Source organism: Cognatishimia maritima, assembly GCF_900129685.1.
Taxonomy (GTDB): Bacteria; Pseudomonadota; Alphaproteobacteria; order Rhodobacterales; family Rhodobacteraceae; genus Cognatishimia; species Cognatishimia maritima.
Map to the genome: position 1 here is coordinate 290,585 of NZ_FQWM01000001.1, position 24,390 is coordinate 314,974.

The 24,390-nt window shown below is 56.4% G+C and carries 27 protein-coding genes and 1 tRNA gene; 15 read left to right on the forward strand and 13 right to left on the reverse strand.

The annotated features are described in order from the left end of the window. Positions 1–335 precede the first annotated feature (335 nt). The 3 genes from eno (at position 336) to BUA39_RS01475 (ending at position 2,550) form a co-directional block, all read left to right on the forward strand. Complete coding sequence (gene eno / locus BUA39_RS01465) at positions 336–1,613, forward strand: phosphopyruvate hydratase (RefSeq protein ID WP_072789846.1); 1,278 nt, start codon at positions 336–338, stop codon at positions 1,611–1,613. Between the two features lie 65 nt (positions 1,614–1,678). Next, entirely contained in the window at positions 1,679–2,131 is a 453-nt protein-coding gene (locus tag BUA39_RS01470) for an MEKHLA domain-containing protein (RefSeq protein WP_072789849.1), read from the forward strand. Further along, positions 2,128–2,550 (forward strand): cupin domain-containing protein, encoded by a 423-nt coding sequence (locus tag BUA39_RS01475; protein ID WP_072789852.1) that lies wholly within the window; start codon positions 2,128–2,130, stop codon positions 2,548–2,550. The genes BUA39_RS01470 and BUA39_RS01475 overlap by 4 nt, the downstream gene beginning before the upstream one ends. A 63-nt stretch (positions 2,551–2,613) precedes the next feature. Here the strand turns inward: BUA39_RS01475 and BUA39_RS01480 are convergent, their stop codons facing one another. Further along, positions 2,614–3,720, reverse strand: a complete 1,107-nt coding sequence (locus BUA39_RS01480; RefSeq protein ID WP_072789855.1) for an anhydro-N-acetylmuramic acid kinase — start codon at positions 3,718–3,720, stop codon at positions 2,614–2,616. A 61-nt stretch (positions 3,721–3,781) separates the two neighbouring features. On the opposite strand from BUA39_RS01480, the gene tyrS reads away from it, so the two are divergent. Together tyrS and BUA39_RS01490 are read left to right on the forward strand one after the other, a co-directional pair. Next, positions 3,782–5,032, forward strand: coding sequence for a tyrosine--tRNA ligase (tyrS, locus tag BUA39_RS01485; RefSeq protein WP_072789858.1), 1,251 nt, complete (start codon positions 3,782–3,784; stop codon positions 5,030–5,032). Between the two features lie 142 nt (positions 5,033–5,174). After that, positions 5,175–5,930 carry an SDR family NAD(P)-dependent oxidoreductase gene (locus BUA39_RS01490; protein WP_072789861.1) on the forward strand — a complete coding sequence of 252 codons (756 nt, stop codon included), beginning with the start codon at positions 5,175–5,177 and terminating at the stop codon, positions 5,928–5,930. A gap of 15 nt (positions 5,931–5,945) precedes the next feature. Here the strand turns inward: BUA39_RS01490 and BUA39_RS01495 are convergent, their stop codons facing one another. The 3 genes from BUA39_RS01495 to BUA39_RS01505 all read right to left on the reverse strand — a co-directional run bounded on the left by BUA39_RS01495 (position 5,946) and on the right by BUA39_RS01505 (position 9,057). Further along, on the reverse strand, positions 5,946–7,757 hold the full coding sequence (locus BUA39_RS01495) for an ABC-F family ATP-binding cassette domain-containing protein (RefSeq protein WP_072789864.1): 1,812 nt from the start codon (positions 7,755–7,757) through the stop codon (positions 5,946–5,948). Positions 7,758–7,805: 48 nt separating this feature from the next. Beyond that, positions 7,806–8,537: a GNAT family N-acetyltransferase gene (locus BUA39_RS01500; protein ID WP_072789867.1), complete on the reverse strand. Its 732-nt coding sequence runs from the start codon at positions 8,535–8,537 to the stop codon at positions 7,806–7,808. Between the two features lie 67 nt (positions 8,538–8,604). Further along, positions 8,605–9,057 carry an outer membrane protein assembly factor BamE gene (locus tag BUA39_RS01505; protein WP_072789871.1) on the reverse strand — a complete coding sequence of 151 codons (453 nt, stop codon included), beginning with the start codon at positions 9,055–9,057 and terminating at the stop codon, positions 8,605–8,607. 110 nt (positions 9,058–9,167) lie between these two features. On the opposite strand from BUA39_RS01505, the gene BUA39_RS01510 reads away from it, so the two are divergent. From BUA39_RS01510 to BUA39_RS01545, 8 genes are all read left to right on the forward strand, one after another. Further along, positions 9,168–9,722 (forward strand): YceD family protein, encoded by a 555-nt coding sequence (locus BUA39_RS01510; protein ID WP_242648521.1) that lies wholly within the window; start codon positions 9,168–9,170, stop codon positions 9,720–9,722. A 138-nt stretch (positions 9,723–9,860) separates the two neighbouring features. Then, positions 9,861–10,067, forward strand: a complete 207-nt coding sequence (rpmF, locus tag BUA39_RS01515; RefSeq protein WP_072789877.1) for a 50S ribosomal protein L32 — start codon at positions 9,861–9,863, stop codon at positions 10,065–10,067. A 21-nt stretch (positions 10,068–10,088) separates the two neighbouring features. Next, the gene (gene plsX / locus BUA39_RS01520; RefSeq protein ID WP_072789880.1) at positions 10,089–11,195 is read left to right on the forward strand and encodes a phosphate acyltransferase PlsX; all 1,107 of its coding nucleotides are present in this window, start codon (positions 10,089–10,091) and stop codon (positions 11,193–11,195) included. Further along, positions 11,192–12,166 (forward strand): beta-ketoacyl-ACP synthase III, encoded by a 975-nt coding sequence (locus BUA39_RS01525; protein ID WP_072789883.1) that lies wholly within the window; start codon positions 11,192–11,194, stop codon positions 12,164–12,166. The genes plsX and BUA39_RS01525 overlap by 4 nt, the downstream gene beginning before the upstream one ends. Positions 12,167–12,279: 113 nt before the next feature. Then, complete coding sequence (gene ihfA, locus BUA39_RS01530) at positions 12,280–12,582, forward strand: integration host factor subunit alpha (RefSeq protein ID WP_072789886.1); 303 nt, start codon at positions 12,280–12,282, stop codon at positions 12,580–12,582. Between the two features lie 9 nt (positions 12,583–12,591). After that, the gene (locus BUA39_RS16565; protein ID WP_084604641.1) at positions 12,592–13,272 is read left to right on the forward strand and encodes a MerR family transcriptional regulator; all 681 of its coding nucleotides are present in this window, start codon (positions 12,592–12,594) and stop codon (positions 13,270–13,272) included. A gap of 62 nt (positions 13,273–13,334) precedes the next feature. Then, positions 13,335–13,411, forward strand: a tRNA-Pro gene (locus tag BUA39_RS01540). A 56-nt stretch (positions 13,412–13,467) separates the two neighbouring features. After that, a complete protein-coding gene (locus BUA39_RS01545) occupies positions 13,468–14,547 on the forward strand; it encodes a 2'-deoxycytidine 5'-triphosphate deaminase (RefSeq protein ID WP_072789889.1) in 1,080 nt (359 codons plus the stop codon). On the opposite strand, the gene BUA39_RS01550 is transcribed toward BUA39_RS01545, so the two are convergent. Then, on the reverse strand, positions 14,544–15,074 hold the full coding sequence (locus BUA39_RS01550) for an Lrp/AsnC family transcriptional regulator (protein ID WP_072789892.1): 531 nt from the start codon (positions 15,072–15,074) through the stop codon (positions 14,544–14,546). The two genes, BUA39_RS01545 and BUA39_RS01550, sit on opposite strands and share 4 nt — an antisense overlap. Positions 15,075–15,150: 76 nt before the next feature. On the opposite strand from BUA39_RS01550, the gene BUA39_RS01555 reads away from it, so the two are divergent. Continuing rightward, the gene (locus BUA39_RS01555; RefSeq protein ID WP_072789895.1) at positions 15,151–16,305 is read left to right on the forward strand and encodes an MFS transporter; all 1,155 of its coding nucleotides are present in this window, start codon (positions 15,151–15,153) and stop codon (positions 16,303–16,305) included. 71 nt (positions 16,306–16,376) lie between these two features. On the opposite strand, the gene scpB is transcribed toward BUA39_RS01555, so the two are convergent. The 7 genes from scpB to BUA39_RS01590 form a co-directional block, all read right to left on the reverse strand. Next, positions 16,377–17,048, reverse strand: coding sequence for an SMC-Scp complex subunit ScpB (gene scpB, locus BUA39_RS01560; protein ID WP_072789898.1), 672 nt, complete (start codon positions 17,046–17,048; stop codon positions 16,377–16,379). Continuing rightward, a complete protein-coding gene (locus tag BUA39_RS01565) occupies positions 17,041–17,838 on the reverse strand; it encodes a segregation and condensation protein A (protein WP_072789901.1) in 798 nt (265 codons plus the stop codon). Before BUA39_RS01565 ends, scpB begins: the two co-directional genes overlap by 8 nt. Positions 17,839–17,841: 3 nt before the next feature. Then, complete coding sequence (locus BUA39_RS01570; protein ID WP_242648522.1) at positions 17,842–18,846, reverse strand: glycoside hydrolase family 3 N-terminal domain-containing protein; 1,005 nt, start codon at positions 18,844–18,846, stop codon at positions 17,842–17,844. After that, positions 18,843–19,742, reverse strand: a complete 900-nt coding sequence (locus BUA39_RS01575; RefSeq protein WP_072789912.1) for an SPOR domain-containing protein — start codon at positions 19,740–19,742, stop codon at positions 18,843–18,845. Before BUA39_RS01575 ends, BUA39_RS01570 begins: the two co-directional genes overlap by 4 nt. Before the next feature lie 107 nt (positions 19,743–19,849). Next, positions 19,850–21,595, reverse strand: a complete 1,746-nt coding sequence (gene argS, locus BUA39_RS01580) for an arginine--tRNA ligase (protein WP_072789986.1) — start codon at positions 21,593–21,595, stop codon at positions 19,850–19,852. 60 nt (positions 21,596–21,655) lie between these two features. Further along, positions 21,656–22,258, reverse strand: coding sequence for a hypothetical protein (locus tag BUA39_RS01585; RefSeq protein WP_072789989.1), 603 nt, complete (start codon positions 22,256–22,258; stop codon positions 21,656–21,658). A 69-nt stretch (positions 22,259–22,327) separates the two neighbouring features. After that, positions 22,328–23,479 carry a deoxyguanosinetriphosphate triphosphohydrolase gene (locus BUA39_RS01590; protein ID WP_072789993.1) on the reverse strand — a complete coding sequence of 384 codons (1,152 nt, stop codon included), beginning with the start codon at positions 23,477–23,479 and terminating at the stop codon, positions 22,328–22,330. 100 nt (positions 23,480–23,579) lie between these two features. On the opposite strand from BUA39_RS01590, the gene BUA39_RS01595 reads away from it, so the two are divergent. Beyond that, complete coding sequence (locus BUA39_RS01595; protein WP_072789996.1) at positions 23,580–23,903, forward strand: HesB/IscA family protein; 324 nt, start codon at positions 23,580–23,582, stop codon at positions 23,901–23,903. A gap of 5 nt (positions 23,904–23,908) precedes the next feature. Here the strand turns inward: BUA39_RS01595 and BUA39_RS01600 are convergent, their stop codons facing one another. Continuing rightward, positions 23,909–24,385 carry an SRPBCC family protein gene (locus BUA39_RS01600; protein WP_072789998.1) on the reverse strand — a complete coding sequence of 159 codons (477 nt, stop codon included), beginning with the start codon at positions 24,383–24,385 and terminating at the stop codon, positions 23,909–23,911. Positions 24,386–24,390: the final 5 nt, after the last annotated feature.

Sequence of the window (24,390 nt, forward strand, 5' to 3'; positions counted from 1 at the left end):
TATTTACCTGCGTCAAGCCGTCCTCCGTTACTACTCTTAACATCATTACTCTGCTACCGTTGTTACTAATACAGAACTCCGAAACAACGCCAGAAAAAGACGTCATGTTAGAGCCATAGGTGGCAAATTGGGCGAAATTCGGTATCAATTGAGGTCATTTCGCAACCCTTTGATAACCTAAGGTTGATCCCAGTCTCAGATTGAGTTTTCAACATTTTCAAATGTTTGCCCTAACTGTGACGAATTACTCCTGTTAGCGCTAGCAACAGTAGTTTACTTTTTACAATGGATTGGTATTAAACGCGCAATCCGAACGCAGACTTAAGGACAGTCTCATGAGCACCATTATCGATATCCATGCCCGCGAAATCCTCGATAGCCGAGGCAACCCAACCGTCGAAGTCGACGTTATCCTTGAAGACGGCACCATGGGCCGCGCGGCAGTCCCTTCCGGCGCATCCACCGGTGCATACGAGGCGGTCGAACGTCGCGATGGCGACAAGTCCCGCTACCTTGGCAAAGGCGTTCTGGAAGCCGTGGCTGCGGTCAACGGTGAAATCGCAGAGGCGCTGGTTGGCTTTGATGCGACCGAACAAGAAGCGATTGACGCTGCGATGATCGAACTCGACGGTACCGACAACAAAGGGCGTCTGGGCGCAAACGCGATCCTCGGCGTCTCTCTGGCGGTCGCGAAGGCGGCAGCAGATTTTACCTCGCAGCCGCTTTATCGCTACATCGGCGGCACGCAGGCGCGCATCTTGCCGGTTCCGATGATGAACATTATCAACGGCGGTGAGCACGCAGACAACCCAATCGACATCCAAGAATTCATGATCATGCCGGTTTCCGCTTCCAACGTAAAAGAAGCAATCCGCATGGGGGCCGAAGTCTTCCATACCCTGAAGAAAGAACTGTCCGCCGCAGGTCACAACACAGGTATCGGCGATGAAGGTGGTTTTGCGCCAAACCTCGAAAGCACCCGCGTTGCGCTGGACTTCGTGATGGCTGCAATTGAAAAGGCTGGCTACAAGCCGGGCGAAGATATCTACCTGGCACTCGATTGTGCCTCCACCGAATACTACAAAGACGGTAAATACGAGATGAAGGGCGAAGGTATTTCCCTGACATCTGAAGAAAACGTCGCCTACCTTGCGAAACTGGTTGAAGACTACCCAATCATCTCGATCGAAGATGGCTGTGACGAAGACGACTGGGACGGCTGGAAACTTCTGACAGAAACCATCGGCGACAAAGTCCAGCTGGTTGGCGACGACCTCTTCGTGACCAACCCTGCGCGCCTGTCTCAAGGCATCGAAAAGGGCTCTGCCAACTCTATGCTCGTCAAGGTGAACCAAATTGGCTCCCTGTCTGAGACATTGAAGGCCGTCGACATGGCGCACCGCGCGGGTTTAACCAACGTGATGTCGCACCGCTCCGGTGAAACCGAAGACAGCACAATCGCGGATCTCGCGGTTGCGACCAACTGTGGCCAAATCAAAACCGGCTCCCTGTCCCGCTCTGACCGTCTGGCGAAATACAACCAGCTGATCCGCATCGAAGAGATGCTGGGTGAGACTGCGGAATACGCCGGTCGCTCCATCCTGAAAAAGTAAGGTCAGGTATTAGAACTGCAAAAGCCTCGCTTTCCGCGGGGCTTTTTTCGTTTTATGCAACGGCCATGGAAAGACCTTCAGACAAAAACGCCTATCAGGCCAAACACGCGTTGCTGTTGCTGCGTAGTTACGTAGCCTTGATCGGGGAGCCGCTGTTGCCGACCTTGGATGCTAAGCCGCTTTATGAAGCGCCTTTCCCTGTGCTGTCCCATAACACCGCTGCTGACCCCATCCTGACCTATGGCAATCTGGCTGCTCAGCAGCTGTGGGAGATGTCTTGGGAAGACCTTACCATCCTCCCCTCGCGCCTGACGGCAGAGCCAAACCACCGCGACCAGCGCGCCCATATGTTTGAGGTCATGCGCGAAACTGGGTTTTATCGGAACTACGAGGGCATCCGGGTCAGTGCCACCGGGCGGCGGTTTCAGATTCGCAATGCAACGATCTGGACCCTCTTTGACGACATGGGCCAAAAATGTGGGGAAGCCGCCACTTTCACGGAGTTTGAATACCTATGACTGCAGATGACATTATAGTGCACTACGGCCTAGAGCCCCATCCAGAAGGCGGCCATTACCGTGAAACCTGGGTGGCTGATAATGACGGGCGCCCAGTCGGCACCGCGATCTATTTTCTGCTGAAAACCGGGGAACGCAGCCATTGGCACAAGGTCGATGCGGTGGAGATCTGGCACTTTTACGCGGGCGCGCCGCTTGTGCTGTCGATCGCCGAAGGCGAAAACGGCCCCGCGAAAGACGTTGTTCTTGGCAACGACATCCTTGCCGGCCAAAACCCGCAAGTGATCGTGCCAAAGCACCATTGGCAGGCCGCGCGCTCGACCGGTGACTTCACGCTGGTTGGCTGCACGGTTTCACCGGGTTTCCAATTTCAGGGCTTCACACTTGCGCCCAAAGGTTTTGATATCCCCTACGCCTAACCTTCACCTTTGCAAAAATACTCTGGGGGAATTTGCTGCAAGCAAAGGGGGCAAAGCCCCAAATCAGGTCGGACAACTTAAAACCCCGCCACCAACCAAAGCTTTCACCCCAGTTGTGCTTGGCCCAGATGTCGGCAACCCACGCGCAACTCGCGCAGCGAGATAAGCAAAGGCCTGTGCCTCCAGCATGTCTCCGTCCAGACCAACCTCCTCAACCGGTTTCACCACGCAGTCCAGCGACACGCGCAGCATCTCCATCATCACCGGGTTCTTGCGGCCACCGCCTGTAACCAACAAGACCTCTGGCTGTGTCGGGCAATGTTCGATCCCCTGCGCCACACCAGCCGCCGCCATTCCTGTCAGGGTGGCCGCTGCATCGACATCTGATAGCTCTTTGACCAGCTTGATCATCTCAGCAAAGTCATTCCTATCAAGCGATTTCGGCGGCATGCGCGTGAAATAGCTTTCCGCTAGGAAGAGTTCCAAAGCCCCCGTTTCGACCTCACCACGCCGCGCGAGGGCGCCGTCTTGGTCATAGGGTTTGCCAAGACGTTCCTTCATCAGATCGTCAATCGGCGCATTCGCCGGACCCGTGTCAAAGGCAAGCAACGCGCCTTCGTCTTCGGGGCGCGTTTTGCGTGGATCAACCCAAGTCAGGTTCCCCACGCCGCCGAGGTTCAGAAATGCAAGCGGCGCATCGGCTTTGATCCACTTGGCGCAGGCAAAATGGAAAAACGGCGCAAGCGGCGCGCCCTCCCCGCCCATGCGCACGTCAGCGTTGCGAAAGTCCCACACGACAGGTGTGCCAATGTCCTGCGCCAATTGATCGCCATCGCCAACTTGCAACGTGCGCCCACCGCGCGGATCATGCGACAGCGTTTGACCGTGAAAGCCAATCAGGTCGACATCGTCAAAACCCCTGAGAACCTGCGTATGGGCCGCCTGCACCGTGACCACCGCCCGATCAACATCCGGCCCCGTCCATTGCCCCATCGCAGTCGCTATCACGCGCCGCTCAGCGTCTGAAAAAGCACGATAGGCGGTCTCTCCGAACCCGAGTATTCGCTCTCCATCGGTCTCCAAAACCGCGACATCCACGCCGTCCATCGATGTGCCTGACATGGTTCCCGCGATGCGGATCGGGCCCTTGCTCAATTTGGCCTTCAACATGGCCTTTTCCTTTACCTCAAGCCTGCTTATACAGCTTTCAACATCATATGAGACGGATACCATGACCTACCACCCCAAATCTGAGTTTATGCAGGTGATGATCGAACGCGGCTTCCTGGCGGACTGCACCGATTATCAAGGCCTTGATGACGCTTTGATCGCAGGCGTGGTGCCGGGCTATATCGGTTTTGACGCAACGGCAAAATCGCTGCACGTCGGGTCTCTTATTCAAATCATGATGCTGCGTTGGCTGCAAAAGACCGGCCACAAACCGATCACCCTGATGGGCGGCGGAACTACAAAGGTCGGCGATCCGTCCTTCCGTGCTGACGAACGCCCCCTGCTGACCGAAGATCAAATCAACGATAATATCAGCGGCATTAAGCAGGTCTTTGCAAAGTACATTCAGTACGGCGACGGCGAAACCGACGCCTTGATGCTGAATAACGCCGAATGGCTGGATGGTCTGAACTACCTTGAGTTTTTGCGCGATATTGGTCGTCATTTCTCGGTCAACCGGATGCTTTCCTTTGAAAGCGTGAAATCTCGACTGGATCGGGAACAATCGTTGAGCTTTCTTGAGTTCAACTACATGATCCTGCAGGCCTATGATTTCCTTGAACTCAACCGCCGCTACGGCTGCTTGGTGCAGTTCGGTGGCTCTGACCAATGGGGCAATATCGTCAACGGGATCGATCTGACCCGCCGCGTGATTGATCATCAGATTTTTGGCCTGACCTCTCCTCTGCTGACCACATCGGATGGCAAAAAGATGGGCAAATCAGCGGACGGTGCTGTGTGGCTGAACGCGGATATGCGCAGCCCCTATGAATTTTGGCAGTTCTGGCGCAACACAACGGATGCGGACGTTGGCCGCTTTCTGAAGCTTTACACCGAACTTCCGGTTGAGGAATGCGAGCGTTTGGGAGCGCTTGAAGGCCAAGAGATCAACGACGCGAAGATTATTCTGGCCAACGAAGTCACAACGCTCTGCCATGGTGCAGAGGCCGCAGCCGCAGCCGAAGCCACCGCACGGGAAGTCTTTGAAAAAGGTGGCGTTGGGGCAGACTTGCCAACACTTTCTTTGACCAAAGAAGACATCGGCGACGGGATTTCTGTGGTACAGTTGATTGTTAAGTCTGGGCTTGCCAAGACTGGCAAAGAGGCCAAACGCCTGATTGCCGAAAACGGCGCAAAGCTCGATGATGAGCCGCTCACCGAGGTGAAAATCTTTGATGCTGCGGCTTTGGCCTCGCCGATCAAACTGAGCGCTGGCAAAAAACGCCATGCGCTTGTGCAATTGGCTGACTAAGCTGTCTGAAATACCTGTGAAAGAGCGTCCGGTTGGGCGCTTTTTCAGTTTTGAGACGCGCCGTCATTCTGGACAGGCCGCCCTTGTATTCTCTATCTGAACACATGTTCATTAACCTCCGTTCCAGATAGGAGAGCCGCCTATGAAAATCTCTGATACCGCAGCTGTGATCACCGGCGCTGCCTCAGGTCTGGGAGAGGCCACAGCACGCCATTTCGCCAGCCAAGGGGCAAAAGTGACGATCCTGGATCGCGACGTTGAAAAGGGTCAGGCCATTGCTGCAGAGATCGGCGGGACTTTTGTAGAGACCGATGTCACCAGCGAAGACTCGGTCAAAGCCGCGATTGAGACCGCCACATCAGCCATGGGCAAAATCACCACCGCTGTGAATTGCGCTGGCATCGCGCCTGCCGCAAAAACCGTGGGACGTGACGGTGCGCATCCATTGGGGCTGTTTCAGAAGACTATCGACATCAACCTTGTCGGCACCTTCAACGTGGCGCGACTGGCCGCCGAAGCTATGTCAGGCAACGACCCTGATGCAGATGGCGCGCGCGGTGTGATCATCAACACCGCCTCGATTGCGGCCATGGATGGGCAAAAAGGTCAGGCGGCCTATGCAGCTTCCAAAGGTGGCATTGTCGGCCTGTCGTTGCCCATGGCGCGCGATCTTGGCCGGACTGGTATTCGCGTCATGGCCATTGCGCCGGGCATTTTCAAAACCCCAATGCTGATTGCCATGGGCGATGACATCATGGATGCGCTTGCCAAAGACGTCACCTGCCCGCCCCGCTTGGGCAACCCAAATGAATATGCGCGTCTTGCGCAATTCATTGTCGAATGCGGTTATCTGAACGGCGAAACCATCCGCTTGGATGGCGCGTTGCGGATGCAATAAAACAGAGTGTGAGGATTAGGCGGTTTCCGCCTTCTCCTCAAGCATCAGCCATTCCTCTTCAGCCTCGGCGAGCGCGTTATGACGCTCTACCAAAGCCTCAGTCGCTTTCTGGAATTTCACCGGTTCTTTGGTGAAAAGTTCCGGGTCAGACATAAAGTCTTCAAGTTTCGCGATTTCGGCCTGCAGGCGGTCCATGACCGCAGGCAGAGCCTCTAGCCGTTTTTGTTCAGCGAACGTCAGACCTATCTGTTCCGATTTCTCAGCTTTGGGTTTATCTTTTTTCGCCTTTGGCTTCTCTGCAGCCTCTGCCGTCTCCTCCGGCTGTCGTTGCGCGCGGTAATCGCTCCAGCCGCCTGCATAGACCACCGCCTCACCATTGCCTTCCATGGCGACGGTTGTCGTGGCCACGCGATCCAAGAAGTCGCGGTCGTGGGACACGAGCAGCACGGTGCCGTCGTAGTCATCCAGCAGCTCTTGCAGCAGATCAAGCGTTTCGACGTCCAGATCATTGGTCGGTTCGTCAAGCACCAGAAGATTGCTTTCCTTGGCCATCAATTTGGCCAGCAACAAACGCGCCTTTTCGCCGCCTGACAAAGATCGCACCGGCGCGCGGGCTTGGCGTTCATCGAACAGGAATTCCTTGAGATAGCCGACAACATGTTTCGGATTGCCCCGCACCATCACCTGATCGGCCTTGCCCGAAACCCGCATCTCAGGATCGCCGGTCAGGCTGTCCCAAAGTGTCATGTCTGGATCAAGTTGCGCGCGCGTCTGGTCGAAGATCGCTGGAACCAGATTGGTGCCGAGTGCGACAGAACCTGAATCGGGCGCTTCTTGCCCCATCAGCATTTTGATCAGAGTGGTCTTCCCGACCCCATTCGGGCCAACAAAGGCAATGCGGTCACCGCGTTGGATCAGAATATCCAGCTTGCGCACGATGGTTTTGTCGCCAAAGGCTTTGGAGAGATCTTTCGCCTCGATCACCTTCTTGCCAGACTTCGGTCCGGCTTGGAAATCCATTGCTGCAGCGCCCTGGCGTTTGATCTGGCTTGCACGTTCCTTGCGCAATTCTCCCAAAGCGCGCACGCGGCCTTGGTTGCGTTTGCGGCGCGCAGAGATGCCTTCGACCGCCCAGCGCGCTTCGGCTTTGATTTTGCGATCTAATTTGTGGCGAGCGGTGTCTTCTTCGTCCCAGATCTTGTCGCGCCAGGCCTCAAAGGCATCAAAGCCTTTTTCCTGACGCCTCACCATTCCCCTGTCAATCCAGAGGGTTGCACGTGTGAGTTCACGTAAAAAGGCGCGGTCGTGACTGATCAACACGAAACCCGCGCGGGTCTGTTTCAACTCGCTTTCCAACCAGCCAATCGCCTCGATATCAAGGTGGTTTGTCGGCTCATCCAGCAGCATCAATTCGGGCGCTTCAGCCATCAGTTTTGCCAAGGCTGCACGACGTCGTTCCCCGCCCGATGCGGTTTCCACCGTGCGCGCCGGATCAAATTTCAAGCCCTCACCTGCGCGTTCGACTTTGTAAAGTTCGCCCGCATCAAGACCTGAGGACGCAAAATCGCCAAGTGTCGCGTAGCCAGCCATATCCGGCTCTTGTTCCATATAGCCTACAGAAATGCCGGGAGGCACCACGATGTCACCTCGATCGGGTTCGACCAATCCCGCCATGACCTTCATCAGCGTGGATTTGCCAGAGCCATTGCGGCCGACCAGCGCCACCCGGTCGCCGGGTTGCACAACAAGATCGAGGTTATCAAAGACCGGATCGCCGCCGAAAGTCAGCGAAATGCCGCTCATCTGTAGTAAAGGAATACGTGCCATGCGGATGGGCTACTGCGCCCGCGTCACACCGTCAAGCGGCGAAATTTGTTAAGATGACATCGCCCGCAAGAGCCGTTTTCGCGCTGGCGGGATCGCCTTGATTTCAAGCCCGGTAAACACATGCAACGTGTTCATTTCGTGATCCACAACGGCATGGTCGCTGACCCAGCCCCCCATCATCAGATAGGTGCGCAGCAAAGGCGGCATTTTCATCTGCGCCCGCTTCAAATCGGGCTTGCGACGTCGGCCTTTCGCATATTGGAAAACCTTCGGCGCCTTGATCCGCGGCAGCCAGCGCTTCGGCGCTTGGTGTCGGTCGCGCAGGAAGGCAAAGGAATCTAGGTATGGGTCAGTGTCCGTGCCTTTGAAGGACGAACAGCCAAACAGCATTTCCACATTGTTTTCATCGACATAGCCGGTCATTGCTGCCCATGCGACGCGCAGGATGTCCGGATCGTGCCATTCCGGGTGAATGCAGAAGCGGCCCATTTCCACCATCGAGCCTTCGAAGGCTTCCAGCGCGCTCAATTCATAGAACTGCGAGGAATAGCTTTGCGAGATGTCATTGCCGGTCGCCAAGGGCAACATGCGGAAGCAGCAAACAAGTTGGCCTGACTTGCGATCTTCAACCAAGATGTGGGTACAGATCACATCATGGTCGTCCGCATCAAGTCCTTCGGTTCCGTGGAACGCCAGATGCCGCAGCTTCTGCGCCGCTCTTATATCGCTTTCGGTTTCCGCCAACCGGGCGACATAGCGCCCCTTCTTCAAGCCGACCATGGGTCACCTCGTCTTGCCTATGCTGACAACGATATAGTGTCGCAAGCATGACATCTGAATGACAAGGCTATTGGAAGAACCCACCGGGATCAAAATTACCAAGGTTCCCGAGCAATTGCCGGATGAAGGAAATGTCGCTCAGGCCATTATCAGTGACACGACGCGACAGGCGCACAACCTGCCCGTCTTCAAGCCCGAACCGTTCAATGTTTGCGACAGTTCCGCTTGGCGTGAATGTCACAGCAAGCAATTCGCGAGAGACTTCTTCGGGGCGGAATGGCCCCACAGTTTTGAACTGACTGCGTACATAGTAAAAGCCGCCATCGTCCAAAACACCCCCAGCTGTTGGCGCGCCAAGTGTTTCGGCCACGCTTTCGCGTGAATCAACGCCGACGATGACATTTGCCACATCTTCCTCGGGCGGCATGTAACCGTGATTGCGGTATTGGGCCGAACACGCCGCTGCAAAAAGACACAGGGCGAAAACGCCTGCCCTGAATGGTTTCCGTCTCAGATCCATACCTGCCCTCTTGCCTTCGTCTGCTTTGGCTTTTAACGGCTTACAGAAGGAATGGCCCATATTCAAGAATGGGTTGTCGCAAGGTGCCGTGATCAGGGGATTATCCGACCATGTCAGAGATGAGCAATTCAAAGCATGTGTACCGCGTTGCGGACCTGCCACAGAATCAAAAGACGTCTTTTCTGATCACAGCAGATGACGAAGACCTACGTTTATTGGCAGAGGACGTTGCCGTCACCGCATTCAAGAAACTGCGGTTTGAAGGCACAATTGCAGCGCTTGGCAAACGTGACTGGCAACTGAATGCTGATCTTGGTTTTACCGTGGTGCAGCCCTGCATCGTGTCCCTTGACCCAGTAACAACTCGGGTAGATGTGCCTGTCTATCGGCAGTTTCTTGCGAATTACGAAGCGCCGCAGGACGAAGAATACGAGCTGACGGAAGAAGAAAACACCGAAGCTTTGAGCGCAGAAATCAATGTTCTGGACGTGTTGCGAGAGGCGCTGGCCCTCGCCTTGCCACTTTATCCGCGCAAAGAGGGCGTTTCGCTGGCGCAAACCAACTTTACCGAGCCGGGTAAGAAAGCGATGACAGATGAAGATGCCCGTCCCTTTGCGGGCCTTGAAAGCCTGCGTGACAAACTGGCGGGAAAAGACGAAAAATAGGGCTTGCGGAATAGAAATTTCTGTCTATTTTCGCGCGCTCATCGGAATTTTGCGTTGGACTTGGTATCGCGGAACGCGTAAAGCCTCGGAACGCTCTGTAAACGGGCATATGGCCCCATAAATATTGAAGGTTGCGACATGGCTGTCCAGCAGAACAAAGTATCCAAATCGCGCCGCAACAACCGTCGTGCGCACGACGCACTGGTTGCGGGCAACCCAAATGAGTGCCCAAACTGCGGCGAACTGAAACGTCCACACCACGTGTGTGCGTCTTGCGGCCACTACGATGACCGCGAAGTCATCGCGATGGCTGACGAGATCGACCTGGACGAAGACGCAGCATAAGACGGTTCGGATTGCGCCCGAATGTCCGTTGTAAGCGATAACGCCAAAGCGGGTGCCGGGCGCACCATCATTTCCGTTGACGCCATGGGCGGCGATCGAGGGCCGGCAACCGTTGTTGCCGGCATTGCTCGTTCTGCGAAGAAGAACCCGGACATCGGGTTTATCTTGCATGGCCCCATCGATGAATTAGAGCGCTTGGTCGCCCGCAAGAAAGTTCTCGCGGGCCGTGTAGAGATTCGCAACGCCGAGGGCGTTGTCTCGATGGATGATAAACCCAGTCAGGTGATGCGGACCGGCAAGTCGACGTCGATGTGGTCGGCGATTGAATCAGTTCGCAATAAGGAAGCCGACGTTTGCGTCTCTTGTGGCAACACCGGCGCGTTGATGATGCTGTCTGTTGTGCGCCTGCGCAAACTGCCCGGCGTTAACCGTCCTGCCATCGCAATCCTATGGCCAAGCCGCAATCCGCAGGGTTTCAACATCATGCTGGACGTCGGGGCCGATATCCGCGCAGACGAGCATGATCTGCTGCAATATGCGCTGATGGGGGCCTCTTACGCCCGCAACGGCATGAACATCCAACGTCCACGCATTGGCCTACTGAACGTTGGCACCGAAGAACACAAAGGTCGCGCGGAACTCAAATCCGCGCATGACCTGATGGCCGAAAACGCCGCGACATCGAATTTTGAATTTGTGGGTTTCGTCGAAGGTGGCGATATCCCAGGCGATCGCGCTGATGTCATCGTGACCGATGGCTTTACCGGCAACGTCGCGTTGAAAACAGGCGAAGGGACTGCGAACCTGATCGGCAGCCTGCTGCGAGAAGCTTTCAAGTTTTCACCTCTGTCTCGTTTGGCCTCTGTTCTGGCCTTTACATCCATGCAGCGCCTGAAGAAGCGCATTGACCCGCGTCGCGTCAATGGCGGTGTTTTCCTTGGATTGAATGGGACAGTTGTGAAGTCCCACGGCAGTTCTGACGCAACCGGCGTCTCCGCCGCGGTGAAACTGGCCTTTACCTTGTCCCAATCTGGCTTCTCAGAAAAACTGGCAGCGCGGGTTGCATCCGCCGTCCAGCTACAGCAGGATGCCGAGACTTCTGGGGACAAGAACGGACCAAACACATGACACTACGCGCGGTCGTCCGAGGCGTCGGGCACTACCTGCCAGAACGCATTGTTCCCAATGCAGAATTTGAAAAATCGCTCGACACCACCGACGAATGGATTCGCACGCGTTCCGGCATTGAACGCCGTCACTTTGCCGCCGAAGGTCAGACAACGTCTGATATGGCGGTCATCGCGGCGCAAAAAGCCCTGGCAGCTGCTGGGTTTGAACCAAACGATATCGACGCGGTTATTGTCGCCACTTCAACGCCTGATCTGACCTTTCCATCAGTCGCGACCATGGTGCAAGCCAAGCTGGGCATGACGCGCGGCTATGGCTTTGATGTGCAAGCGGTCTGCGCGGGGTTTGTCTTTGCGCTGGCGAATGCCAATGGGCAGATCCTAAGCGGTATGGCGAAACGTGTGCTGGTCATCGGCGCGGAAACCTTTAGCCGGATCATGGACTGGGAAGATCGTGCGACCTGCGTCCTTTTTGGTGACGGCGCAGGCGCTTTGGTGCTTGAAGCTGAGGAATCCACAGGCACCACTTCGGATCGCGGCATTTTGTCTTCCGATCTAAACAGCGACGGCAGCTATCGCGAGATGCTTTATGTCGACGGCGGTGTTTCGACCACCGGCACCAGCGGCAAGCTGCGGATGCAGGGCAATGCACTGTTCCGGCAGGCGGTTGAGAAACTGACATCCACTGCATCAGCGGCTTTGGATAAGGCAGGACTAACTGACGACGACGTCGATTGGATTGTGCCCCACCAAGCCAACATTCGCATTATCCAAGGCACCGTGAAAAAGCTGCGAATCCCGATGGAGCGTGTTGTGGTGACGCTGCAAGATCACGGCAATACCTCTGCTGCATCGATCCCGCTGGCGCTTTCTGTTGGCGTCGAACGCGGCCAGATCAAACAGGGCGATCTCTTGGTCACCGAAGCCATCGGTGGCGGTTTGGCGTGGGGTTCCGTGGTCCTGCGCTGGTAAACAGAGTGTTTTCGCCTCGGAATGCGGCTTAAACCCTTGATTTCACGTCATTGATATTGACAGCTAATTTTCCTTCCCCCTATGTTTGTTGAAACATTCAACTGGGGGACGATATGGCTGGAAAGACACTGACACGTATGGATCTAAGCGAAGCGGTTTTTCGTGAGGTGGGACTGTCTCGAAATGACTCCGCCCAGTTGGTGGAAAGCGTGCTAGAGCATATGTCGGACTCTCTGGTCAACGGTGAGCAGGTCAAGATTTCCTCCTTCGGCACATTCAGCGTGCGCGACAAGGCCGCGCGTGTCGGTCGCAACCCCAAGACGGGTCAAGAAGTCCCGATCAATCCGCGTCGGGTCCTGACGTTCCGCCCGTCGCACCTGATGAAAGACCGTGTTGCTGTCGGCAACAAAAAGTAAGGCGGCCCCATGCCCAAATCCAAAGACGCATTTCGCACGATCAGCGAAGTGGCCGAGTGGCTGGATGTCCAGCCGCATGTGTTGCGGTTTTGGGAAAGCAAATTCTCGCAAGTTCGTCCGGTAAAACGCGCTGGCGGCCGACGCTATTATCGCCCCAACGACATGCTGCTGATTGGCGGCATCAAGCAACTTCTGCACGATGATGGCATGACCATCAAAGGCGTGCAAAAGCTCTTGCGCGAAAAAGGCATCAAGGAAATCAGCGCGCTCTCTCGACCGATTGACGACGGCACCGATGACAGTATCGAGCATCTTCAAGATCCAGCACCCGTGACCGAAGCTGATCTGATCGGAGATATCGCGCCGGTCACAGCGGTCAGACCCAAGGTTCCCTCGAAGGCAGAGCCAGCACCGGAACCGCTCGCGGCCAAGGATGTACCGAGCGAAACCGAAACTACAATCAGCGCGCCGCCACCAGAAGCCCCCGAGGCCGAAAGCGTTGAGCCACCTGCCCTGCGCCCTGAAAAACCCGTCGTCGATGACGCCGAAGGTTGGGAAGTGCGCCGCAAAATCTTGGCCCGGTTGACCGAATTGCGCGACATTCCAGAGGCCGACAAAGCCGTGATCGGCGCGGCTGTTCACGCACTCGCGGCTGTGCAAGCCAAACACCGAGGCGATGCAAATCCTTGACCGATTTATTGGAATTTGGGTCTTGCCCCTGCGCCTCAATCCGTTATGAAGATTTTCACCGTCGGGCTATAGCGCAGCCTGGTAGCGCGTCCGTCTGGGGGACGGAAGGTCGCAGGTTCAAGTCCTGCTAGCCCGACCAACAAAAACGCCTGGGCCGAGTTTCAGCCCGGGCGTTTTGTGCATCTGGGGGATGTTATGACAGGCGTATTGCCAAGCCAAACCATTGAAACCATGTTGAAAAATGGTGAAATCCGCTTGGATCAGCCTTTGGTCGAAGGTCAGGTGCAACCCGCAAGCCTTGACCTGCGCCTTGGCAAAACCGCTTACCGTGTGCGCGCGTCTTTTCTTGCGGGAGAAGACAAGACCGTGGCCGATCGGCTGACTGAATTTGAAATGCATCAGGTCGATCTCAGCCATGGCGCTGTCCTTGAAAAGGGCTGTGTCTACGTTGTTCCGCTGATGGAAAGCCTAAACCTGCCAGCCGCGGTCAATGCCGTCGCCAATGCCAAAAGCTCTACCGGTCGGCTTGATTTGTTGACCCGCACAATCACTGATGGCGGCACAGAGTTTGACCGCATCCCGGCAGGTTATGCTGGCCCGCTTTATGCCGAAATCTGCCCCCGCTCCTTCTCTGTTCTGGTGCGCCCGGGCATGCGGCTGAACCAGATTCGATTCCGTGACGGTCAAAGCATTTTGTCAGATGAAGCGCTGCAAGACCTGCACGCCGACACCCCGCTTGTGAATGGCACACCAGTGATCGATGACGGCTTGGGGTTTTCTGTCGATCTGGAGCCTGAAAAAGGCACGCTCGTTGGCTACCGCGCCAAACCTCATACCGGTGTGATCGATCTTGACCGGATCGGAGAATACGACCCAGCTGAATATTGGGAAGAAGTGCGCAGCGACAATGGTCAGATCATCCTTGATCCCGGCGCGTTCTATATCCTTGTCAGCCGCGAAGCGGTGACGATCCCGCCGCAATATGCAGCCGAAATGGCGCCCTATCTGGCCATGGTGGGCGAATTCCGCGTGCACTATGCAGGCTTCTTTGACCCGGGCTTTGGGTTTGCGGATGCAGGCGGCGCAGGCTCTCGTGGCGTGCTGGAAGTACGCTGCCACGAAGCACCCTTTGTTCTGGAACATGGGCAGGTTGTCGGTCGGCTGGTCTATGAAAAGATGGCGGAACTGCCCGAGCAGCTTTACGGCGCGGGCATTGCGTCAAATTATCAGGGTCAGGGCTTGAAGCTGTCCAAACATTTCAAAATGCCCAGCTAGGTCAGGTGATCGCCCACCGACAGGTCTTTGGTGATCTCTGCCTGCACGCCCCGTTCAACGTGGGTTGATAGCACGACATAGGTGTGCGTACTTCGCACGCCTGTTTTGTGATATAGCCGCCAGAGGAAACCTTCCATCGCTTGGGCGTTTTCAACACGAACCTTCAGGATCAGTGCGCTATCCCCCGTGATGGTATGGATTTCCTCGACTTCGGGGAGTTCACCCAGATCAATGACCTCTTTGGTCTTGCCCCAACCTGCGGATTCGACATGGATAAAGGCAAGGAAGTTTTTCCCAATTGCGGCGCCGTTCAGTTGCGCCATGGTGCGCTGAATCGCGCCTGTTTGGCGCAACCGTTTGACTCGTTCGTGCACCGCAGGCGCCGAAAGCCCAACCTCTTTGCCCAAATCGGCATAACTGCGCGTGGCATCCTGCGCCATCGCGCCTAATATTTTTCGATCCATCACGTCCAACGGACGGTGTTTGGACGTGTTTTGCTGAATGCCATCTGTTTCTTGCTGGGACATTTGCTTTCTCATTGCCGAATATTCTGCTGCATAACTATATACACGCTAAACATTCTTCTGAAAATGCGTGAAACTCATGATCCTCCTTCTGATGGTCGCGGTCGGTCTGATCGGCGCGAACTCTTTGATCCTATCCCCTATCGCCAGCGAAGTGGCCGCTGGACTTGGCTTGGAAAATGCAGCTGACGTTATGACCGCGGCCGCAGCCTATGGCGCAGGCGTTTCGATCTCTGCTTTGCTGCTGGCCCCATTGGCAGATCGGATTGGCGCAGATATCGCGCTGAAGCATTCCCTGATCCTCATCGCTGCGGCTTTGGGCATTTCTGCAGCTGCGCCGAACATGGACTTTTTGATCGCCTCGCAGGCGCTTGCGGGCGTCGGCGTTGGCCTCGCCTTGCCGTCAATCTACACGATGGCCGCTGTGATCTCCGTCCCAGGTCAAGAGGCGCGCACGATTGGGAAGGTATTGACGGGCTGGACGCTCGCCATGGTGGGCGGCGTGACCTTCAGTGCCTATATCGCTGAATTTTTTGGCTGGCGCATGGTGTTTTCGATCCTCGCAATCGCGGTTTTCGCGGTCCTGACCTTTATGTACGCGGTGCAGATCCCTGCTGCGCCACGGTCGGAAAAAATCACCTCTCCAATCAGCGCAATGAAAGTGGCGGGACTTGGCGGCGCGCTGTTCTGCGTGGCGATGTTCGGGGCCGGTTTTTATGGCGTCTACAACTACCTTGGTGCCCATATCACCGACACCTTGGGTCGCAGTGTCTCTGACAGTGGGCAGTTCACGCTGCTCTATGGGTTGGGGTTTGGCTTGGCGATGTTCTTTGATCGCTATCTCGACCGCGTTGGCCCGAAACGTGCCATGGCTGTCATCTTTGCCGCGCTCATCGTGCTCTTCGCGGTCGCCTATCAGATCGTACACTCCTACACACTTTTCGCGGCGCTGATGTTTATCTGGGGGATCATCAACCACTTTGGCTTGAACATGACGGTCAACCGTTTGAACCAATTGGACCCAAGCCAACGCGGTGCGATCATGGGGCTGAATTCTGCGGTGATGTACCTCTGCATCTTTGTAGCCACCATTGGATTCCGTCCACTGTTTGACACTTGGGGGCTGGGTGCCTGCATCATGGTATCTGGAATTATGGCGATCTTGGGCTTGGGCGAAGCGCTTTATGCGCGCCGTATCGTAAAACGTACGTTTTTGACCAAAGAGTTGATTTAACCGCATTTTAGCCGAGTTTCCTCGCCGATTTTTTGCAAAATCGGTGAAATTAGCGAAAGGTTAAAGCACGGTTAATCTTCGAATAACTCGCTTTGACCTTCGTTTGTCTCCTCTACCAGATCCTCGTCTTCTGGTGTTGTCGGCAAGGCTCCGGGTGGCAAGCGGTTGTCGAGCAATCCAGCCGCCCGCAGCTCTTTCAGCCCCGGCAGATCGCGCGCACTTTCGAGGCCAAAGTGATCGAGGAAGTGTTGCGTCACCACAAACGTCACAGGCCGGCCTGGCGTCATTTTGCGGCGACCGAACCTGATCCACTCCATATCAAGCAGTTGATCCACCGTACCGCGACTGACAGAGACGCCACGGATTTCTTCGATCTCTGCCCGCGTCACAGGTTGGTGGTAAGCAATGATCGCCAGCGTTTCGATTGCAGCCCGCGACAGCTTGCGCGTCTCAACCTGTTCTTTTTGCATCAAAAACCCAAGGTCAGGCGCGGTTCGGATGGCATAGGCATCGCCGACTTTCACCACGCGCACGCCGCGACCTTCGTAGCGTTTGCGCAGGTGCACCAATGCTTCTGCTGCATCGGCCCCATGCGGCATCCTGTCATTTAATTCGCGCACGGTCACCGGCTCTGCACTGGCAAATAAGATCGCTTCGACCATGCGTTCCTGCTCCCCCATCGGGGGCGCCTCGAACAGGCTTTTCTCCTCTGGCGCAGCGGTCTGCTCCGTCTCGTCAGTCATGGTCTGCCTCTTTCTGGCGGAGTTCGATGCGGCCAAAGGTGCCATCTTGGCGCAAGTTCACCTTGCCTTCTTTGGCGAGTTGAAGGGCCGCTGCAAAGGTCGACGCTGTCGCCGAACGGCGTTTTTTGGGGTCACTTTCCCACCCTTCCGGCAAGTAGCTGGTCAAATCGGTCCACTGCCCCGCAAAACCTATCAGCCCGCGCATACGATCCAGCGCTTCTTCCATCGTAAAGACGGAATCCCGATCCATCACAAAGGGGCGGAATTCATCCTTGGTGCGCAGCCGCGCGTAGCCCTGCATCAGATCGAGCAAAGTTGCTGAATAGGTTACAATCCGTGTCTTGGTGACATCTTCGGGAATACCACGCGCAAAGAAATCACGCCCCATTCGGTCGCGGGCCATCAGCCGCGCCGCTGCCGTGCGCATGGCTTGCAGCCGCTCCAATTGAAACGCCAGATGCGCGGCCAGTTCTTCGCCGCTTGGCCCTTCTTCTTCGGGGTCAGGTGGCAGCAATAGCCGGGATTTCAGGAAGGCGAGCCAGGCCGCCATCACCAGATAATCGGCAGCCAGTTCGATGCGCAACTGTTTGGCTTTTTCAACAAAGGCCAGATACTGCCGCGCCAATTGCAGGATCGAAATCTTGCGCAGATCGACTTTTTGCGTGCGCGACAGCGTCAGAAGCAAATCCAACGGGCCTTCAAAACCATCGACATCAACGATCAGCGCCTCAGCGGCCAGCCGGTCCTGAACCGCCTCTCGCTTTGCCTTTTCGATGAAGTCGTCGGTCATACGTTACCCGTTTAGTTGGCTTTCAAGCTCTGCCCTGAGGGCGTCAATGTCAACCGGCTGCGGGGTCTGTCGCGCTGCCAATGCACGCTCTGCCCGGTTCTGCGCGGCCTCGGTCATTATGCCACTTGCCGCCACCACATCCTGCATCTCAGCAAAGTCACCATTGCAATGCAAGACCACGTCACAACCTGCGGCAATGGAGGCCGCGCTGCGGTCTGCGACAGCCCCGCTTAGGGCTTCCATCGAGATATCGTCGGTCATAATAAGCCCATCGAATCCAATGTCGTCGCGGATCAAAGTCATCATGGTTTCGGAAATGGTCGCAGGCAACGGGTCCAGTGCTTCATACACAAGATGCGCAGTCATGCCCAAGGTCAGGTCATTTAATGCTTTGAAGGGCGCAAAATCGGTTTCAAGGTCTTCTCGCGACGCAGAAACCGTCGGCAAATCAAGATGGCTGTCGACCTGCGCCCGCCCATGGCCCGGAATGTGTTTGAGGACGGGCAGCACGCCACCATCAAGCAACCCGTCTGCAACAGCACGGCCAAAGGCGGCAACGCTCTGCGCATCAAACCCGTAGCAACGGTTCTTTAAAAACGGGTGCGTGCTATCAGTCGCGACATCAACAAGCGGCGCGCAGTTGCTGTCGATGCCAAGGCCGCGCAACTCATGGGCCTGTATGCGCGACCGCAGATACATGGACCGCGCTGCGCTTGCGCCAGCCTTCGTAATTTGATCAAGCGGCGGCACCCAGTCTTGCGCCAAAGGCGGGCGTAACCGCTGAACACGGCCCCCCTCCTGATCAATCAGGATCGGCGCGTCATGACCGACGGCCGTCCGCAATTCAACGCAAAGCGCCCGGATTTGATCGGCGGTGTCAATATTGCGGCTAAACAGGATAAAGCCAAACGGACGCGCCTCTGCGAAAAACTGCACTTCGTCCGGTGTCAAAGACAGCCCTGCGCACCCAAGGATCGTCGCGCCAAAGCGCCCTGCAGGATTGCTCAACGGGTCACCACGGGAATGCAATCGGCGTTTTCGGCTTTCAATGCAGAACACAAACGCCGCGCGTCATTCAGATCGCTAAAGCCCATGGCGCGCAGACGGTAGAAGGTCCGCCCGCCACTTTCGGCCTTTTGGACAACGCGTTGTTTGTCGCCCAGATAGTCCCCAAATTTGACCTGCAGCTTGTCCCATTCAGACCGTGCGATATCTTCGCTTGCAAAAGCGCCAAGCTGCACCAAACGTGTACCGGTCGCGAGGCTTTCCGCCGCGACTTCAACGCTGGCAGGTTCGCTGGCATCTGCTGGTGTGGCCGTCGCTGCGCTGAGGGCCGCCGGGCGCAGTTTCGGACGAAGGGATGTCGACAATCCGCCAAGGTTTTTCTTGGGTTCTGGATGCACATCTGGGGCCGTTGCAGGCTCTGAATTCGGGGCGCTGGCGACGATCTGTTCAATCAACCCCGCCACATCGCCCGGCTCTATCGGCGCGGGTGCGGCAATGGTTTGGGCAGTCTCTTGTGGGCGCACCGCATTAGGGGCCGAGGCCGCGATGGCAGTCGCGGCTGGCGCGTCATTGTCTGTCAAACGTATGGGCGGCGGCGCAAGCACCAGGCGATCTGCCGGTGCAGCCGCTGTGCCTTTCGCGGCGACGCTGTTCACGGAAAGCCCCTGATGGGCCGCCCGCAATCCGCCGGGGTCCGCCGGTTGCTCCCGCATCGGGCCTTCGATGGCGCGCACTACGGGAATGCCGCTGACATCACGCACCAACAATTTGTAGCCCCAAACACCGGCCCCAACGACAAGTCCAAGCGAGACAATCGCCCCTGCCCAATTGGCCAAACTGCTGGTGATTTGCCGGGAATCTGTCTGCGGCGCAGACTCATTCATGGAAATTTGTGCCATGCTCGCCTCTTGGGGATCGTCAGCGGCCTCGGGCCGAGTTGATCCAACTGTCCAGCGAGATTATCGCCGGGGTTTTTGCCATTGCCTCACCCCGGCGATCTATGTGCTTATCGCATCTCTTGTGCCGGAGTTACCCCCAAGATACCAAGTCCTGCGGAAATAACAATGGCGACGGCGCGCGCTAGGGCGATTTTCGCCTGTGTTGTTTGGGCGTTGTCTTCTTGTACGAACCGCAGTTCCGGCTTGTCTTTGCCGGTGTGGTAGAGGCTGTGCAATTCGCTAGCGAGTTCATAGAGGTAGAAGGCCACCCGGTGCGGTTCGTTTGTGCGGCCCGCGATTTCAACCAGACGCGGCCATTCGGCCACCTTCTTGGCCACCGCGATCTCTGCGGCGTCAGACAAGAGCGTCAGGTCAGCACCTGCAATCGTCGCGTCGGACACGTCGATCCCAGCTTCACCCGCCTTCTTCACCGCAGAACACACCCGCGCATGGGCGTATTGCACGTAAAAGACTGGGTTGTCTTTGGATTGCTCTAGGACTTTGTCAAAGTCAAAATCCAGTGGCGCGTCGTTTTTGCGGGTCAGCATCACAAAGCGGGTCACATCAGAACCAACCTGATCCACCACATCGCGCAGGGTGACAAAGGTCCCTGCCCGCTTGGACATCTTGAATGGCTCTCCATTTTTGAAAAGCTTCACAAGCTGCGTCAGCTTGATGTCGATCGCTGTCTGGCCGTCGGACAGCGCTGAAACCGCCGCCTTCATCCGTTTTACATAGCCGCCATGATCTGCCCCGAAGATGTCGATCAACAGGTCAAAACCACGTTGCACTTTGTCGTAGTGGTAAGCGATGTCCGGCGCGAAATAGGTCCAAGACCCATCCGATTTCTTCACCGGGCGGTCGACATCATCGCCATGATCGGTCGAACGGAATAGGGTCTGCTCACGCGGCTCCCAATCTTCGGGCTTTTTGCCTTTTGGTGGCTCCAGCACGCCTTCATAGATCAGGCCCTTACTTTCCAAGGACTCCAAGGCGGCCTCGATCCGGCCCGTGCCGTAAAGTGACTTTTCGGAATAGAACACATCCATTTCGATGTTCAGCTGTTTCAGGTCCGCACGAATAAGGTCCATCATCTTTTCGGTGGCATATTCGCGCACCTCTGCCAGCCAAACGCTTTCGTCTTGGCCAACATAGGCGTCACCGACTTTCTCTTTCAGCGCTTCCCCGACAGGGATCAGGTAGTCGCCCGGATAGGTGCCGTCTTCAAACGCGACCTCTTGGCCGTGCGCTTCGAGGTAGCGCAGGTAGACAGACCGCGCGAGCACATCGACCTGCGCGCCGCCATCGTTGATGTAATACTCGCGTGTCACATCGTAGCCCGCAAAATCCAGCAGCGACGCCAGCGCATCGCCAAAGACCGCGCCACGTGTGTGGCCCACATGCAAAGGACCCGTCGGGTTGGCAGAGACATATTCAACGTTGACCCGCTTGCCTTCACCCATGTCAGAGCGGCCAAAATCCATCCCCTCGGTCAAAACCGCCTGAACCAGACCCTGCCACAGGTTTGCCGCCAGCCGAAGGTTCAAGAACCCAGGCCCGGCCACCTCGGCGGTGTCAATACGCGTGTCGTTCGCAAGCTTGCCTGCCAGCGCAACAGCAATATCGCGCGGCTTCATCTTGGCCGGTTTTGCCAGCACCATCGCAGCATTGGTTGCCATATCGCCATGTGCTGCATCGCGTGGCGGCTCGACCGCGACATTTGTGAAATCCAGCCCCTCTGGCAACACGCCGTCGGCTTGCATTGCACCCAGTTGCTCGATCACCAGATCGCGGATTTCAGAAAACAGGTTCATCAACTATGTCCTTTTGCTTTGGACGCGGTTTACCACCGCCAGAGCGCAGGTCAATGCGCGTCAGTAAGAGGTCGCGCTGATCGGGACCTGAACACCAGTGAAATTGTGCCACCCGGCCTGCGCAGCGATATCGACAGCTTTCGCCATGGATGCTGCAGAAGCCCCTTTTTCAGGCCGGAGCAGATTGTGCGTCACACTCCAATCCGCCCAGCGTTTCGCCAAAAGGTCCGCGAGCTGTAAATGCCCAGCTTCCGCGACTTGCAATTTGACAGGATCACTGCGCCGCGCCTTGGGCACAACAGAGATCACGCACCCTTCGGCTGCTCGCAAAGCGGGTTCAAAGGCATGCAACATTGTACGGCTGATCTGTAACTGCTTTTCGCCGCTCTGTGGGCTGCTGAGGCTGACCATGTCGATCAAGATATCAATGGGTTCTGCTCCCCAGATATCGCCCACGACCTTGCAATTGGCAGCAGACAGCTCGCGCAGTGGCAGCGGCTCAAGCAGTTCTACATTTCGACGCGCCATGGACATCAATTCTGTACACTCCATGTCCATCAGGATTGCCCGCGCATTTGCGCTTTCAAGCACAGGCAGCAGGCACCACGTCAAGTCACAGGCTGCGCCCGCAATAAAGACCGTTTTGTCCGCAAATATATCCATGTGAGCGGCTTAGACCATCGCAGGCAGAAGGAACAGTCGGATTTACGTGACCTTTTGCGGCCAATGGCATCAGAGCGGCAGTTTTTCACCCATCAGCCGCTCATATTCCATCAAGGCAAAGCGATCCGTCATGCCAGCAATATAGTCAGACACTTTGCGCGCCACGGCGGTTTCATCTGGCAGCTGTTTCACATCGTCCTGCCAAGCTAGCGGCAAAAGGTCGGTCCGCTGCATGAAAAGCGGAAACAAAGCCTCGACCACCTTAGTCACCTGCGCCCGTTTTTCCATCACCGAAGGCGCGCGATACATGCGTGAAAACAGGAACTTACGGATCACATTTAATTTCTCGATGAAGGCGTCTGAAAAGGCAATGACCGGCGCACCATGATTGCGGATATCCTCGACCGTCCGCGCGCCGCTTTGCTCCAGCAGCTGCCGCGATGTGTCGATCACATCCGCGACCATGACGCCAAACACCCGCCGCAGCGCCTCATGTTTGCGGCGGCTTTGGCTAAGGCCGGGGTATTTCCTGTCCACTGCGGCAAAGGCCTCTCCGATCACCGGCAGAGACATAATGTCAGCTTCCGTGAACAGCCCGGCCCGCAATCCGTCCTGCAGATCGTGGTTGTTATAAGCGATATCATCGGCCAAAGCCGCCACCTGCGCTTCGGCGCTGGCGTGGGTGTGCAGTTCCAAATCATGCAACGCGTTGTAGTCTGCCAGCGCATAAGGAATGTCACCCACAACCGGCCCGTTGTGTTTTGCGATCCCTTCGAGGCACTCCCAGGTCAGGTTGATCCCGTCAAATTCGGCATAGTGGCGCTCCAACGAGGTCACGATTTTCACCGCCTGCGCATTGTGGTCAAAACCGCCAAAAGGCTGCATTAGGGCATGCAATGCGTCCTCACCCGTATGGCCAAATGGCGTGTGCCCCAGATCATGTGCCAAGGCGACGGCCTCTGTCAGTTCTTGATTCAGACCCAGCGCGCCGGAAATGGTCCGGGCCACCTGCGCCACCTCAATCGAATGGGTCAATCGTGTGCGGTAATAGTCGCCCTCATGTTCGACAAAAACCTGCGTCTTGTGTTTTAGCCGTCGAAAGGCGCTGGAATGAATGATCCGGTCGCGGTCGCGCTGAAAACAAGAGCGAAACGCGCTTTCCTCTTCGCTTATGCGACGTCCCCGCGCCTTGTCAGGGTCTGATGCAATTGCCGCGATCATCACGCTTGTCCTTGTGGCCTGCTCTTGTGCAACTTATATTGCAGTCTGCGTGGAACAAACTCTGGGTGCAACCGCCCAAATGCCTGTCAGGAGTGACAAAATGCAACTGCCGCCAAAAGTAACGGACCGTGCCTTTGAACGTCTCGCCGAAATCGGTGCGGGCGATCAGGGGCAAGCTTTGCGCGTCGCGGTCGAGGGCGGTGGCTGTTCCGGGTTTCAGTACGAAATCAAACTGGACGCGCCTGCCGACGATGATCTGGTGCTGGAAGGTCAGGGCCAGAAAGTCGTGGTCGACAGCGTGTCACTCCCGTTCCTGACGGGGGCCGTCATTGATTTCAGCGAAGAACTGATTGGCGCGCGTTTCGTGATCGAAAACCCCAATGCCACCAGCTCCTGCGGCTGCGGCACTAGCTTTTCGATGTAAGCCCTTTATCTGGCTGCAAAATCGGCAAAGGACCGCATCAGCGCTTGCGTCTGCTGCTTGAAGGCCGCTGGCCGCAACATCGCCATCAGCCCATAAAGCCCCTTGAGCTTCATTTCCAAGTCAACACGCCACAGGGTGCCGCCGTCGTCAGTTTCTTCAAAGCTATTGCGAGAGATGCTGGCCGATTGGTCTGACACATAAGACACCATGTAGGAGCGTGGGAAATCCTTTGCCAAGATCGTCTCGATCATCTCAAAGGGGCGATCACCGACCCTAAAATTCAACAGGCTGGTCGCCCCGACCGTGCCCGGTTCACCCTCCAACGGCTCCATGCTTTGAAACCCCGGTTGCCAATGACGGCGCTGACGGTGATCGGTCAAGAGTTCCACAACCCGGTCCCGGTGCAGATCAATTTTCTGTTCGGCAAAGTATTTCATCATGGCACCTGAATTCGGGTTGAGCGTACCCTTTGATAGCGCCATAGTCG